9 protein-coding genes are annotated in these 13,270 nt (G+C 69.2%); 2 read left to right on the forward strand and 7 right to left on the reverse strand.

Annotated features, from left to right (window positions below):
• Positions 1-102: 102 nt before the first annotated feature.
• From HEP74_RS20580 to HEP74_RS20595, 4 genes are all read right to left on the reverse strand, one after another.
• Positions 103-546 (reverse strand): hypothetical protein, encoded by a 444-nt coding sequence (locus HEP74_RS20580; protein ID WP_185814441.1) that lies wholly within the window; start codon positions 544-546, stop codon positions 103-105.
• A gap of 104 nt (positions 547-650) precedes the next feature.
• On the reverse strand, positions 651-1,076 hold the full coding sequence (locus tag HEP74_RS20585; protein ID WP_185814442.1) for a hypothetical protein: 426 nt from the start codon (positions 1,074-1,076) through the stop codon (positions 651-653).
• Between the two features lie 60 nt (positions 1,077-1,136).
• Positions 1,137-1,472 (reverse strand): hypothetical protein, encoded by a 336-nt coding sequence (locus HEP74_RS20590; protein WP_185814443.1) that lies wholly within the window; start codon positions 1,470-1,472, stop codon positions 1,137-1,139.
• 161 nt (positions 1,473-1,633) lie between these two features.
• Entirely contained in the window at positions 1,634-4,330 is a 2,697-nt protein-coding gene (locus tag HEP74_RS20595; RefSeq protein WP_185814444.1) for a bifunctional acetate--CoA ligase family protein/GNAT family N-acetyltransferase, read from the reverse strand.
• Positions 4,331-4,851: 521 nt separating this feature from the next.
• On the opposite strand from HEP74_RS20595, the gene HEP74_RS20600 reads away from it, so the two are divergent.
• On the forward strand, positions 4,852-6,681 hold the full coding sequence (locus HEP74_RS20600; RefSeq protein ID WP_185814445.1) for a monovalent cation:proton antiporter-2 (CPA2) family protein: 1,830 nt from the start codon (positions 4,852-4,854) through the stop codon (positions 6,679-6,681).
• A 617-nt stretch (positions 6,682-7,298) separates the two neighbouring features.
• Here HEP74_RS20600 and zwf read toward each other — a convergent pair.
• Together zwf and HEP74_RS20610 are read right to left on the reverse strand one after the other, a co-directional pair.
• Positions 7,299-9,116, reverse strand: a complete 1,818-nt coding sequence (gene zwf, locus HEP74_RS20605; protein ID WP_185814446.1) for a glucose-6-phosphate dehydrogenase — start codon at positions 9,114-9,116, stop codon at positions 7,299-7,301.
• Complete coding sequence (locus HEP74_RS20610; RefSeq protein WP_185814447.1) at positions 9,113-10,903, reverse strand: glycoside hydrolase family 15 protein; 1,791 nt, start codon at positions 10,901-10,903, stop codon at positions 9,113-9,115. Before HEP74_RS20610 ends, zwf begins: the two co-directional genes overlap by 4 nt.
• 164 nt (positions 10,904-11,067) lie before the next feature.
• Between HEP74_RS20610 and HEP74_RS20615 the strand changes: the two genes are divergently transcribed.
• Entirely contained in the window at positions 11,068-11,775 is a 708-nt protein-coding gene (locus tag HEP74_RS20615; RefSeq protein ID WP_185814448.1) for a response regulator transcription factor, read from the forward strand.
• Here HEP74_RS20615 and HEP74_RS20620 read toward each other — a convergent pair.
• Positions 11,751-13,136, reverse strand: coding sequence for a sensor histidine kinase (locus tag HEP74_RS20620; RefSeq protein ID WP_255427818.1), 1,386 nt, complete (start codon positions 13,134-13,136; stop codon positions 11,751-11,753). The genes HEP74_RS20615 and HEP74_RS20620 overlap by 25 nt on opposite strands.
• Positions 13,137-13,270: the final 134 nt, after the last annotated feature.

Genomic DNA, 13,270 nt, shown 5'->3' on the forward strand with positions numbered 1-13,270 from the left:
AAGAAAAATGGCCATGCGCACCGCTTAATTTCTGCCGGGCCCAGTAAATCGCACCGGCGTTGTTGCGCGGCAACATGTCGTTGCGCTGGACTTGCGCCGGTCTTAAGCAGCACCGCCGATCGCGGGTTTGGAAGATGGACTGGACGCTATGCGCTGGTGATAGGCATGGCGGTCGACGACGCTTCCGCGGTACTCCACCACGTCGGTTCGGAGCGATGAGCGACACTCGAAATCGAACGAGACGACCTGCTTCCGATTCGTTCTTATGCGACTCGTCTCATAGCGGAGTTCGAGCTGGGCGTGTACCAATTCGCTACGGTCGATCTTCTCGACGCCCAGTCTGTGCTCCAGCCATGCGCTCAACTCACCCGCTATCCACAGCGTCGGGCTATCGCCGGCGTTATGCGTGGCCGTCTTCTCCAAGAGATCGAAGTAGATGGTCCCATCGGGAAGCTCGGACATCCGTTCGTAGTCGTCGCCCATGCGCCAACCCACCATCATCTGGCAGAGGGTGTTGGCGATGTCCTGCAGCACTTTGCGTCGCATGTCCTGTGCCTACGAATCAACTCGGATTACTAGCTTTGCCACGCGTAGTGGATGCGAAAGGATTTTTTGTCACGCTAGACGCCCTTTGAGACGCTGAGCCCTGCTCACGCTGCATCGCCACTCGGCGTCGGCGATCTGCCGATCGACATCATGCGGATGGAGGCGAGGAGCAGGACAATGAAGCTCAACTGCCACACATAAAACGCCGCGCCCACATGCTCGATCGCAACGTCGTTGCCGGCCTCGTTGAGCGAGAACACCGTGGCGCGGAAGGTGTCCAGGCCGATCAGGCAAGCCAATGCCGCACAGCACAGGGCCACCTTGAACCTGCGCAACGCGAACGCGAAAAACCCGGCTAAGAAGACCGGATTGGCGAACCAGGCGTAGCACTCGCCGTGATGGCTTTGTACCCAGCCCAGCACGAGCAGGACAAACCCAATGACATGCGATCCACCGCCGTACAACGCCGGCAGGAACAACGCCACGACGTACGCGAGCGCGGATGCGACAAGTGGAACGTACAACTTCATTCAGTCACTCCCTATCCCTGGATTGAGCCGCACCGCGGAGCGGCATCGGGCTGAAAGTCATTACACGCACAGCTTCCGCAAGAGCGGCACAACGTACGTTTCATCGGGGGACGCTTCCGGGCCATCCCCCTCATGCACGTACTCGCCCGCTTCGAAGGCATCGAACACGGCCCACGCGTAACCGGACATGCCCCTATCGGAATCCAGATGGTAACAGTACGCATATAGCCCATTTATCGCGCGGTCGGCAACCTCGTACGACAACTCTCCGCCCAGATAACGCTCGGCCACTCGCCGCGCGAACTGATCGCAGAACGTCTCGTGCGCCTCTTCCTGCGTAAATCCCGACCACGCTGCTTCGAACGAGGATGCGCTGCCGACGTTGGCGATGTGCATGTCGAGTACGCCCTACTCACTCGGGTTTTGTTGCGGTCCAAGGCCGACGCATGCGCAGATGCCGGCGTGGAGCACGCGGCGCGATCGGCCACTGCCATCACGCCTAAACCCGATCCGCTCCGTCTTCCGAACCATCGTCGGAGCAGGTCGTTACCCAGACCTCACCCCTTCCCCACCGGCAACACCACATCCATCAACGTCGCATCTTCCGGGTCCGGGGTCGCCTTGAAACCCAGGTGTTCGCACATCGCCAGCATGGTGCGGTTCTCGCGCAGGACTTGGCCTTCGACGACGTTGAGGCCGAGCCAGCCGGCGTATTCGATCATGATCCGCATCAGCTGCCAGCCGATGCCGTGGCCCTTGAGGTCGGAGCGGATCAGGATGCCGTATTCGCCGCGGTCGTAGTCGGCGTCGGCGTGCAGGCGCACCGCGCCGAGCATGTCGCCGGTCTTGGGTTCGATCGCGACCAGGGCGATCGAGCGGGCGTAGTCGAGCTGGGTCAGGCGGGCGATGAATTCGTGGCTGAAGTGCTTCACCGCCTGGAAGAAGCGCAGGCGCAGGTCCTCGTCGGTGACGCGGGCGAAGAAGCTGCGGAACAGCGCGTCGTCTTCCGGGCGCACCGGGCGCACGAACGCGGCGGCGCCGTCGTTGAGCACGATGCGCCGCTCCCATTCCTTGGGATACGGGAAGATCGCGAAGCGCGGGTGGCCACGGCCCTTGTGCAGGCGCCGCGACGGTGCCACCGCCACGCGGGCGTCCACCGCGATCACGCCGTCGCGGTCGGCCAGCAGCGGGTTGATGTCCAGCTCGCGGATCTCCGGCAGGTCGGCGGCCAGCTGCGCCAGCTTGACGAGCACCATCGCCACCGCGCGCTCGTCGGCCGCGGGCACGTCGCGGTAGGCCTTGAGGATGCGGCTGACGCGGGTGCGGCCGATCAGTTCGTGGGCCAGGCGCAGGTCCAGCGGCGGCAGCGCCAGCGCCTTGTCGTCGATCACTTCCACCGCAGTGCCGCCGCGACCGAACACGATCACCGGGCCGAAGGTGGGATCGTCGGCGATGCCGGCGATCAGTTCGCGCGCCTTCGGCCGCAGCAGCGTGGGTTGCACCAGCACACCGTCGATGCGCGCGTGCGGACGCGCGGCGCGCGCGCGGGCGAGGATGCCTTCGGCGGCGTCCTGCACCGCCTGCGCGCTGACCAGGTTCAAACGCACGCCGTCCACGTCGGACTTGTGCGGGATGTCGGCCGAATGGATCTTCACCGCCACCGCCAACCCCTCGGCCAGCATCGGTGCCGCTGCCAACGCAGCCTCTGCGGCGCTGGCGGCATGCACCACCGGCGCGGTGGGGATGCCGTAGGCCGCGAGCAGGCGGGTGGTGGCCAGCGGATCCAGCCAGGCCTGCCCGGCGGCCAGCGCGGCGTCGACGATGCCGCGCGCGGTGGCCGCGTCGAACACGAAATCCTCGGGCAGGCTGGGCGGGGTCTCCATCAGCGCCGCCTGCGCTTCGCGGTAGCGCACCAGGTGCATGAAGCCGCGCACCGCGTCGGCCTCGGTGGCATAGGTGGGGATGTGCGCGGCGTTGAGCGTGGCGGTGGCGCTTTCGTCGTTGCCCAGCCACACCGCGAATACCGGCTTGTCGCGGTGGTGGCGCGGGCGCAGGCCGAGCGTGCGGGTCAGCGCCTGCGCCGCGTCGGCCGAGGAGGTGAAGGCGGTCGGCACGTTGACCACCAGCACCGCGTCGTTCTCCGGATCGGCCAGCAGCGCTTCGGCGGCGGCGGCGTAGCGCTCGCCGTCGGCGTCGACCACGATGTCCACCGGGTTGGCGTGCGACCACTCCTGCGGCAGCGCCTGCTCCAGGCGTTGCAGGGTCTGCGGCGACAGCGCGGCCAGGGTGCCGCCGAGGTCGGCGAGCTTGTCCACCGCCAGCCGGCCGACGCCGCCGCCGTTGCTGAGGATCGCCAGGCGCCGGCCGGGGAAGGTGCTGAGCCGGCCCAGGGTCTCGGCCGCGGCGAACAGCTCGTCCAGCGCGCGCACCCGCAGCAGGCCGGCGCGGGCGAAGGCCGCGCCGTAGACCGCGTCGGAACTGGCCAGTGCCTGCACGTGGGTGTCGGCATTGGGGTCGATGCGCAGCAGGCGCCCGGATTTCACCACCACCACCGGTTTGGCGCGCGCCGCGGCGCGCGCGGCGGACATGAACTTGCGTGCGTCGTGGATGTGTTCGACGTACAGCAGGATGGCGCGGGTGCGGTAGTCGGTGGCGAAGTAGTCGAGCAGGTCGCCGAAGTCCACGTCCAGCGCATCGCCCAGCGACACCACCGCGGAGAAGCCGACCGAGCGCGCCACGCCCCACTCCACCAGGGCGGCGGCGATGGCGCTGGATTCGGAGATCAGCGCCAGGTCGCCCGGTTGCGGGCAGTGTGCGGCGATGCTGGCGTTGAGCTTGGCGTGCGGGGCGATCACGCCCAGGCAATGCGGTCCGAGGATGCGCAGGCCCTTGGCGCGCGCGGCCGCTTCGACCCGCGCCGCGGCTGAGCCGGGGCCTTCGCCCAGGCCGGCGGTGAGGATGATCGCCGCGGCGACGCCGCGCCGCGCGGCGATGGCGACGATGCGCGGCACGATCCGCGCCGGCGCGGTGATGACCACCAGGTCCGGCACCCACGGCAGATCGGTGAGTCCGCGCACGGTGGGCACGCCGTCGATCTCGCGGTAGCGCGGGCTGACCCAGCCGATCTGCCCGGGAAAGCCGGCGGCGCGCAGGTTGCGCACCACCGCGCGCCCGGCCGAGCGCTCGCGCGGACTGCCGCCGACAATGGCGACCGAGGCGGGGCGGAACACGGACTGCAGGTGGTAGGTGCTCATGGCGGGCGCGGGCGGGCAAGCGGTGCGCCAACGGTACACGGGTGATGCTGGCGCGGGGATGATCGGGGAATGCGGATGCGTCGCGGCCTGCCGGGTCGCGGCTTCGGGCGATGCGGGAAAGGCGGTGGGTTCCGGCGTCCATGCGTCGGGACTGAAGTCCCTCCCACAGTGCACCTCCGGCCAGTTGCGAAGTCCCTGCAGGAGCGGTTTCAACGGCGACGAACGAAGCGGTGCAACTGGTAGATTCGGTATTCTGTCGGGGCTGAAGCCCCTCCTACAGTGCACCCGGACGCTGGCCGCGAGTTCCTGTGGGAGCGACTTCAGTCGCGACGAACGAAGCAGGGACGCTTGCCGGCTTCGCACCTTGTCGGCACCGGTGGCCCAAAGCCGCCAAGGCGCCCCCCAGCGCCCCGCCCGGCATCCCGCCGATGCCGAAGGTCGGCATCCGCCTGCGGCTTCCCCCAATCCGGGTAAGCGGACGGTCGTGTGGCGGCCGCATAATGGCGCGATGGAGACGACTCATGCATAGCGGCGGCCTGGAGCTGGCGCTGGTCTTGCTGCTGGCCGCGGTGATCGCGGTACCGGTGTTCAAGCGCCTGGGCCTGGGTGCGGTGCTGGCCTATCTCGCCGCCGGCGTGGTGCTGGGTCCGGACGGCCTGGGCTTCGTGCAGGACACCGAGCGCATCCTCAACGCCGCCGAGATCGGCGTGGTGATGCTGCTGTTCCTGATCGGCCTGGAACTGTCGCCGGCACGGCTGAAACTGATGCGGCGCGCGGTGTTCGGCGCCGGTACCGCGCAGGTGGTGCTGACCGCACTGCCGCTGGGCGTGCTGCTGCTGTGCCTGGACCTGAACTGGAAGAGCGCGCTGGTAGTGGGCCTGGCGCTGGCGCTGTCGTCCACCGCGGTGGGCTTGCAGTTGCTGGCCGAGCGCAAGGCGCTCAACAGCGACTACGGCCGGCTCGGTTTCGCGATTTTGCTGTTCCAGGATCTGATCGCGATCCCGCTGCTGGCCGCGATCCCGCTGCTTGGCGGGGCCAAGAACGACACCCTCACCTGGACCGAGGTGGCGCAGGCGCTGGGCGCGCTGACGGCGGTGGTGCTGTGCGGCCGCTTCGCGCTGCGCTACCTGTTCCGCATCGTGGCACGCACGCGCATGCCCGAGGTATTCACCGCCAGCGCGCTGCTGGTGGTGCTGGGCAATGCGTGGTTCCTGCAGAAGGCCGGGCTGAGTCCGAGCCTGGGCGCGTTCCTGGCCGGTGTGCTGCTGGCCGACTCGGAATTCCGGCACGAGCTGGAGGCGCAGATCGAACCGTTCCAGGGCCTGCTGCTGGGCGTGTTCTTCATCGCCGTGGGCATGGGCATCGACCTGGACCGCATCGTCGCCGAGCCGTGGCTGATCGCCGGCGGCGTGGCCACGCTGCTGCTGGTCAAGTTCAGCCTGCTGGTCGGCATCGGCCGGGTGGCGCGGTTGCCGCTGCGCAGCGCCTTGTTGCTGGGCAGCCTGTTGTGGCTGGGCGGCGAATTCGCGTTCGTGGTGTTCACCGAGGCGCAGCGCGTGCAATTGCTCGACGACGCCAACCACGACCGCCTGGTCGCGGTGGTCGGCGTATCGATGGCGCTGACCCCGCTGCTGCTGATCGGCATCCAGCGCCTGCTCGACAGCGGCGAGGCGGCCAAGGCCAAACGCACTCCGCCGCCGGCCGCCCACTACGACACCGTGGACGAGCAGCGCGCGCAGGTGCTGATCGCCGGCATGGGCCGTTTCGGCCAGATCGTGGCGCGCCTGCTGACCGCGCAGCGCATCCCCTTCGTGGCGCTGGAGCACAACCCGGACACGGTGGAAGACCTGCGCCGCTTCGGCAACAAGATCTACTACGGCGACCCCAGCCGCCCGGACCTGTTGCGCGCGGCCGGCAGCGACAGCATCGGCATCTTCGTGGTGGCGATGGATGACCCGGAGACCAACATCAAGACCACGCGGCTGATCCGCCGCCTGTATCCGAAGGCGCAGGTGCTGTCGCGCGCGCGCAACCGGCAGCACGCCTGGCGGCTGATGGACCTGGGCGCCGAACCGTTCCGCGAGGTGTTCGCCTCCAGCCTGGAGCTGAGCGAAAAGGTGCTGGTGAACCTGGGCCTGAGCGCGGAGACCGCGCGCGACCGCATCGCCCGCTTCCGCCAGCACGACGAGCAGCTGTTGCGCGCGCAGCACCTGGTGTACGACGACGAGGCAGCGGTGGTGCAGACCTCGCGCGATGCGCGCGCGGATCTGATGCAGCTGTTCGAGGCGGATGTGAGCGAGGTGCCTGGGGAAGCGGCGGCCGATGCGGCGGCGGCGAAGACGCCGCCGTAGTGGTGTTGGTGGTGCGGCGCTTGCGTGGCGTGTGCGGCGGGAGCACAGGCGGCAGGGATGTCGGTCATGGCGGCGCCGGATGCCGAATGCCGGCTGGATCCTTGCTTCGTTTGTCGCGGCTGAAGCCGCTCCTACAGGGGGTTCGCGAGCTGCTGTTGAAGCGCTTGTAGGCGGGGCGTCGGCCCCGACGCAATGCCGAAGCCGATGGGCTCCGCCGCTGCGTTCGTCGCGGCTGAAGCCGCTCCTACAGGTGTTCGCGCGTGGCGGGGGCTTTTGTAGGAGGGCTTCAGTCCCGACAGAATGCCGGACCTGCCTGCTACACCGCTTCGTTTGTCGCGGCTGAAGCCGCTCCTACAGGGTTTCGTGCGTGGCGGGTGCCCTTGTAGGAGGGGCTTCAGCCCCGACAGAATGCCGAACCTGCCTGCTCCGCCGCTTCGTTTGTCGCGGCTGAAGCCGCTCCTACAAAATTGCAGCGGGCTCGCTGCTGCAGCACTCGCGGCTGCCGCGCCGGGTGCACTGTGGGAGGGACTTCAGTCCCGACTGCAGCCAACGCCGATCGCGACGGATGGCCCCATGCCACCCGGAGTCGCTCCCACGCGGACGATGCGCACCGCCGGTCAGCGCTTCGCCACGGCGCGCTTGGCGGCGGTCGCGGGCGCCTTCTTCGCCACCGGCTTGCTCGCTTTCCCGGACGCGGACTTGCCTGCCTTCTTCGGCGCGGCTGTCTTCCTGCCCGCTGTCCTCTTGGCCGAGGCGACCGCCTTCTTGGGCGAAGCGGCGCGCTTGGGCTTGCCGGCGCCTGCCGCCTTGGCCTTGGACACGGCAGGCTTGGCAGCGGCCGCACGCTTCGCCGGCGCTGCCGACTTGGCGTCGGTGCCGCCTTCCGCTGGGCGCCGCGGTGGTGGGCGGCGGCCGGCGGTCAGGGTGCGCCAGCTGTGGCCGCCGTTGAGCGCGAGCAATGCGTCGGCGGCGGCCGGGCCGGCGCTGCCGGCCGGGTATTGCGCCACTTCGTCGGCCGAGGCCTGCCAGGCATCCAGGATCGGCTGCACGATGCGCCAGGCCGCCTCGACCATCGTCGCGTCCTGGAACAGGCCGGCCTCGCCGTTCATGCAGTCCTGCAGCAGGCGTTCGTAGCCGACCGTGTATTCCTTCGGGAACCAGTCGCGGTAGCGGAAGTCCATGCGCACCGGCGCCAGGCTGACCCGCGCGCCCGGTCGCTTGACGTCGAACTGCAGCGAGATGCCTTCGTCGGGCTGGATGTGCAGCACCAGCCAGTCGGGGCCGTAGCCGCCGATCTCGGCGCTGCGCAGCGGCGCCAGCGGCGCCGGCTTGAAGCGGATCGCGATCTCGGTGGTGCGTTCGCGCAGGCGCTTGCCGGTGCGCAGGTAGAACGGCACCCCGGCCCAGCGCCAGGTGTCGACCTGCAGCTTCATCGCCACGTAGGTCTCGGTGTTGGAATCGGAAGGCACCGTGTCTTCCTCTCGGTAACCGGGCACCGCATTGCGCCCGATCGCGCCGGCCGCGTACTGGCCGCGCACCACGTCGCCCGGGGCCAGCGGCCGCACCGCCTCGATCACCTCGGCGCGCCGGCGCAGCATCGACGCGGGCGTGAACGCCGCCGGCGGCTCCATCGCGATCATCGCCAGCAGCTGGAACAGATGATTGGGCACCATGTCGCGCAAACAGCCGGTGGGATCGTAGAAACCGCCGCGCCCTTCCACGCCGATGGTCTCGGCGGCGGTGATCTGCACGTGGTCGATGCGGTCGCGGTTCCACACCGGCTCGAACAGGCCGTTGGCGAAACGGAACGCGAGGATGTTCTGCACCGTCTCCTTGCCCAGAAAGTGGTCGATGCGGAACACCTGGTCCTCATCGAGCACGCGGCCGACGATGCCGTTGAGCTCCTTGGCGCTGCGCAGGTCGTGGCCGAACGGCTTCTCCACGATCACCCGGCGCCAGCCGCCGCCGGCGGTCTGCTTGACCAGTCCGGCCGCGCCCAGCTGCTCGATCGCCGGGGCGAAGAAGCGTGCCGCGGTGGCCAGGTAGAACAGCACGTTGCCGCAGGTCTGGTACTGCGCGTCGTACTTTTCGATCACCTCGCCCAGCGCGCGATAGGTCGCCGCATCGGCGAAATCGCCGCGCAGGTAGTGCAGGCGCGTGCGCAGCCAGTTCCACACGTCCTCGTCCAGGCCATCGGCCTTGAACTCGGCGTCGCGGTCGGCCATCAGCCCGTGCAGCGCGGTGCCGAGCAGGCGCCGCCAGCTGGTTTCGCTGATGTCGCCGTGGTCCACGCCGATCACCGCGAACTGTTCGGGCAATGCGCCGCTGCGGCGCAGGTTGTACAGCGCCGGCAGCACCAGGCGCCGGGTCAGGTCGCCGCGCGCGCCGAACACCACGATCAGGCAGGGCGGAGTCGCTTGTGTCGCATCGCTCATGGATGGGTTTCCTGTTCGCCGAGTAAGCCATGCAGGCGCAACGCGGCGTGGACCAGCGCCACGTGCGAATACCCCTGCGGAAAATTGCCGAGCATGCGGCCACTGCGCGGATCGTATTCTTCGGCCAGCAGGCCGACGTCGTTGCACAGGCCGAGCAGGCGTTCGAACAGCGTGCGCGCCTGCGCCATGCGCCCGAGCAGCGCGTAGTTCTCCACCAGCCAGAAGCTGCAGGCGATGAAGGTGCCCTCGCCGGCGGGCAGGCCGTCGCCGCTGTCGTCGTCGGCGCGATAGCGCTCGACCAGGCCGTCGATGCTCAGCCGCTGCGCGATCGCATCGGCGGTGGCGGCCACGCGCGGATCGTCCGCCGGCAGGAACCCGACCAGCGGGATCAGCAGCGTCGCCGCGTCCAGCCGATCGCTGCCGTAGCTCTGCACGAAATAGCCGTCCGGGTGCACGCCCTGCTCCAGCACCTGCGCATGCACTTCGTCGGCCAGCGCGCGCCAGTGCGCGCGTTGCGCGGCGTCGGCGTCGGTGACCCCGTCGCGCGCGCCGCAGTCGAACGCCAGCCACGCCATCACCTTGGAATGCACGAAATGGCGGCGCTGGTCGCGGATTTCCCAGATGCCTTCGTCCGGCTCGCGCCAGCGCTGCTCCAGCACTTCCAGCAGCTGCCGCGCCAGCGAGCGGCCATGCGCCGCGGTCGCCATGCCTTCGTGGTGGCCGCGATGGAACGCGGCGATCACCTCGCCGTACACGTCCAGTTGGAACTGGCCGGCGGCGGCATTGCCCACGCGCACTGGCAGCGCGCCTTCGTAGCCGGGCAGCCAGTCCACTTCCCATTCGGGCATGCGCCGTTCGCCGCCGATGCCGTACAGCGCCTGCAACTGGTCGGGCGAGCCGGCCACGGTGCGCTGCAGCCAGCCGTGGAACGCGGCCGCTTCGTCGGAATAGCCGGCAGCGTGCAGCGCGGTCAGGGTGAACACCGCATCGCGCAGCCAGCAGAAGCGGTAGTCCCAGTTGCGCTCGCCACCGAGCCGTTCCGGCAGCGAGGTGGTGGGCGAGGCGACGATCGCGCCGGTGGGCAGGTAGCTCAGGCCCTTCAGCACCACCAGCGAGCGCCGTACCGCCTCGGTCCACGGACCGGCATGCACGCAGCGGTGCGACCAGCCATGCCAGAACGCCTCGGTCTGCGCCAGCGCCTGTTCCGGCGCCAGCGGCGGCGGCAGTTCCAGGTGCGAGGCGCCGTGGCTGAGCACGAACCAGGTGCTCTCGCCCGCCTCCAGGGTGAAGTCCGCTTCGGTGGCGAAGCCATGCCCATGCATCGGCTGCGGGCTGCGCAGCGCGATCTGGTCCGGCCCGGCGATCGCCTGCAGGCCGCCGTCGATCTGCGACACCCAGGGGATGGTGCGGCCGTAGTTGAAACGCAGCTGCAACTGCATGCGCAGCGGCACGCGCCCGCGCAGCCCACGCACGATGCGCACCACGTGGTTGTGCACGTCGTCGTCGTGACTGGCAACCATGAAGTCCAGCAGCGCCACGGCACCGTCGTCGGTCTCGAACTCGGTTTCCAGCACCAGGCTGCCGTCGCGGTAGTGGCGCGTGCTGCGGAAGTCGCCGAGCGGCGCGATCGACCAGCGGCCGTGCTCCGGGGTGCCCAGCAGCGCGGCGAACAGCGCATCGGAATCGAAACGCGGCAGACATAGCCAGTCGATCGAGCCGTGCCTGTCCACCAACGCCGCGCTACGGCAATTGCCGAGCATGGCGTAGTCCTCGATTCGTGCTGCCATCATGTCCGCCGTTCGCCGGGAAAGCGCGAGTCTGCCAGCGCCGGCGTTTGCTTTGCGTATGTGCGCCGGCCGGCCAGCGCGTGCCATTAAGCTCTGCTTGGGAATCGATGACAGGCTCCATGGGCATACGCAATCGGCCGGCTGCCGCTACACTGCGCCGGCGCATGAATGCCACTATCGCTGCCGCCGCCCTGCGCGTTCTGGTCCTGGAGGACGATCCGATGCTGCGCGAGCGCATCCTGCTCCCGGGCCTGCGCCGTTTCGGCTTCGACACCCATGGCTGCGGCAGCGGCGCCGAACTGCAGGCGCGGCTGCGGACCTGGCCCGCCGACATCGTGGTGCTCGACGTCGGCCTGCCCGACACCGACGGCTTCACCGTGGCGCGGGAGTTGCGCCAACAGTATCCGGCCATCGGCATCGTCATGCTGACCAGCCTGGGCGAGACCGAAGACCGCGTGCGCGGACTCACCGGCGGCGCCGATGCCTACCTGTCCAAGCCGGTGGAGATCGACCTGCTGGCGGCGACATTGCACAGCCTGACCCGGCGCCTGGGCGGCACCCCGCTGGAACCGGCGCGCGGCCGCTGGCAGCTCAGCGAGGACGGCTGGTGCCTGCTGGCCCCGTCCGGCGCGGCGGCGGCGCTGACCGCGAGCGAACGCCGCCTGTGCCAGCGCCTGCTCGAGCAGCCCGGCCTGCTGGTCGCACGCGAAGCGTTGATCGCGGCGCTGACCGACCGCGTATACGACTTCGACGCGCACCGCCTCGACTCGATGGTGCACCGCCTGCGCAGCAAGGCGCAGCGCCGTTGCGGCATCGCCCTGCCGCTGGCGGCGGTGCACGGCAAGGGTTACATCTTCGATCCGTCCGGCTGAGCGGCGGCCACGCGCGCATTGCCGGCCGCCGCGGCTGCCTGCGGCAAGGCGATGCGGAAGCGGGTGCCCACGCCCGGTTCGCTGTGCACCTGGATGCGGCCGCCGCTGCGCACCACCAGGTCGTGCACCACCGCCAGGCCGAGCCCGGTGCCGCTGTCGGCGGGCTTGGTGCTGTAGAACGGCTCGAACACGCGCGCCATCACGTCCGCCGGCATGCCCTGGCCGTCGTCGGCGATCTCGATGATGGTCCACGCCTCTTCGCTGCGCACGGCGATGTCGAGATGGCCACGGTCGGCGATGGCGTCGCGGCTGTTGCTGGCCAGGTTGAGCAGCATCAATTCGAACTGGCTGCGATCCAGGTGGATCGGCGCCGGCGCCGCCGGCAAGGCGCAGCGCAGCACGATGCGCGCTTCCAGCAGTTGCCGCAGCATCGGCTGCAATGCATCGATGGCGGCCGCGGCGTCGAAGTCCTCGGCCTGTTCGCCATCGCGGCGGCTGAAGCGCAGCAGCCGGCGGATCACCGCCATGCCGCGCCGTGCCGATTCCTCCACCGACGCCAGGCTGTCTTCCAGCAGCGCGATGCGCTCGCCGTCGCTGCCGGCCTCGTCGTCGTGGCGCGTGGCGGAGAAGCCGACGATCACCGCCAGGACGTTGTTGAAATCGTGCGCCAGGCCGCCGGCCATGCGCTCGACGATCTCGCGCTTCTGCGCATGGATCAGCTGCGCCTGCGCGCGTTCGCGCGCCAGCATTTCCTGTTGCAGGCGATGCCCGCGCGCATTGGATTCGCGCAGGCTCTCGCGCAGCGCTTCGGTGGTGCGATCCAGCAGCAGCGTCACCAGCAGGTAGCTGAACAGCACCGACGGCAGGTTGTAGAACGCGCGCCCCGGCTCTTCGACGAATTCCAGCAGCGCGTCGTGGCCCACGCCCAGGCCCAGCATCAGCAGCAGCGCGCCGAAGGTGATCCACAGCGCGCGGCGCCCCAGCACCAGCCCGGCCAGGATCAGCACCAGCATCTGCGCCAGCTGGTCCGGCAACTGACGCTGCAGGCCGTTGACCGCGGCATTGACCAGCAGCGACGCCAGCATCGCGGCCAACAGCAAGCCAACGCCCCCGCGCAGCGCGCCGCGGCGTACGCGCATGAAGCCGATCGCGGCGCACACCGCGATCAGCAGGCTCATCGTCAGCGACACCACCATCCCGGGCGGCACCGCGCGTCCGCTCAATTGCGGCCAAGCGAGGGTCAGCGCGACGGCGAACGTGGCCGGAATGGTGATCGCCAGGAACAGCAGCAATAGCTGGATCACCCGCACGTTGCGCCGGTCCACCTCGTCCACGACCGGCGCCCGGTCGAACCAGTTCAACAATGCCCTCACCATCCGAATGTGCTCCCCATCCCACCGACTCGGTGAGAACCCGGTGATGATCGGGCGAGAACTTGCGGGTGACAAGCAAATGACGCAGCGCCTAAGTTCGCTGCACGGAGCGCGCCCAGGGT

Origin of the sequence: Xanthomonas sp. SS (genome assembly GCF_014236835.1) — a bacterium.
GTDB lineage: Bacteria > Pseudomonadota > Gammaproteobacteria > Xanthomonadales > Xanthomonadaceae > Xanthomonas_A.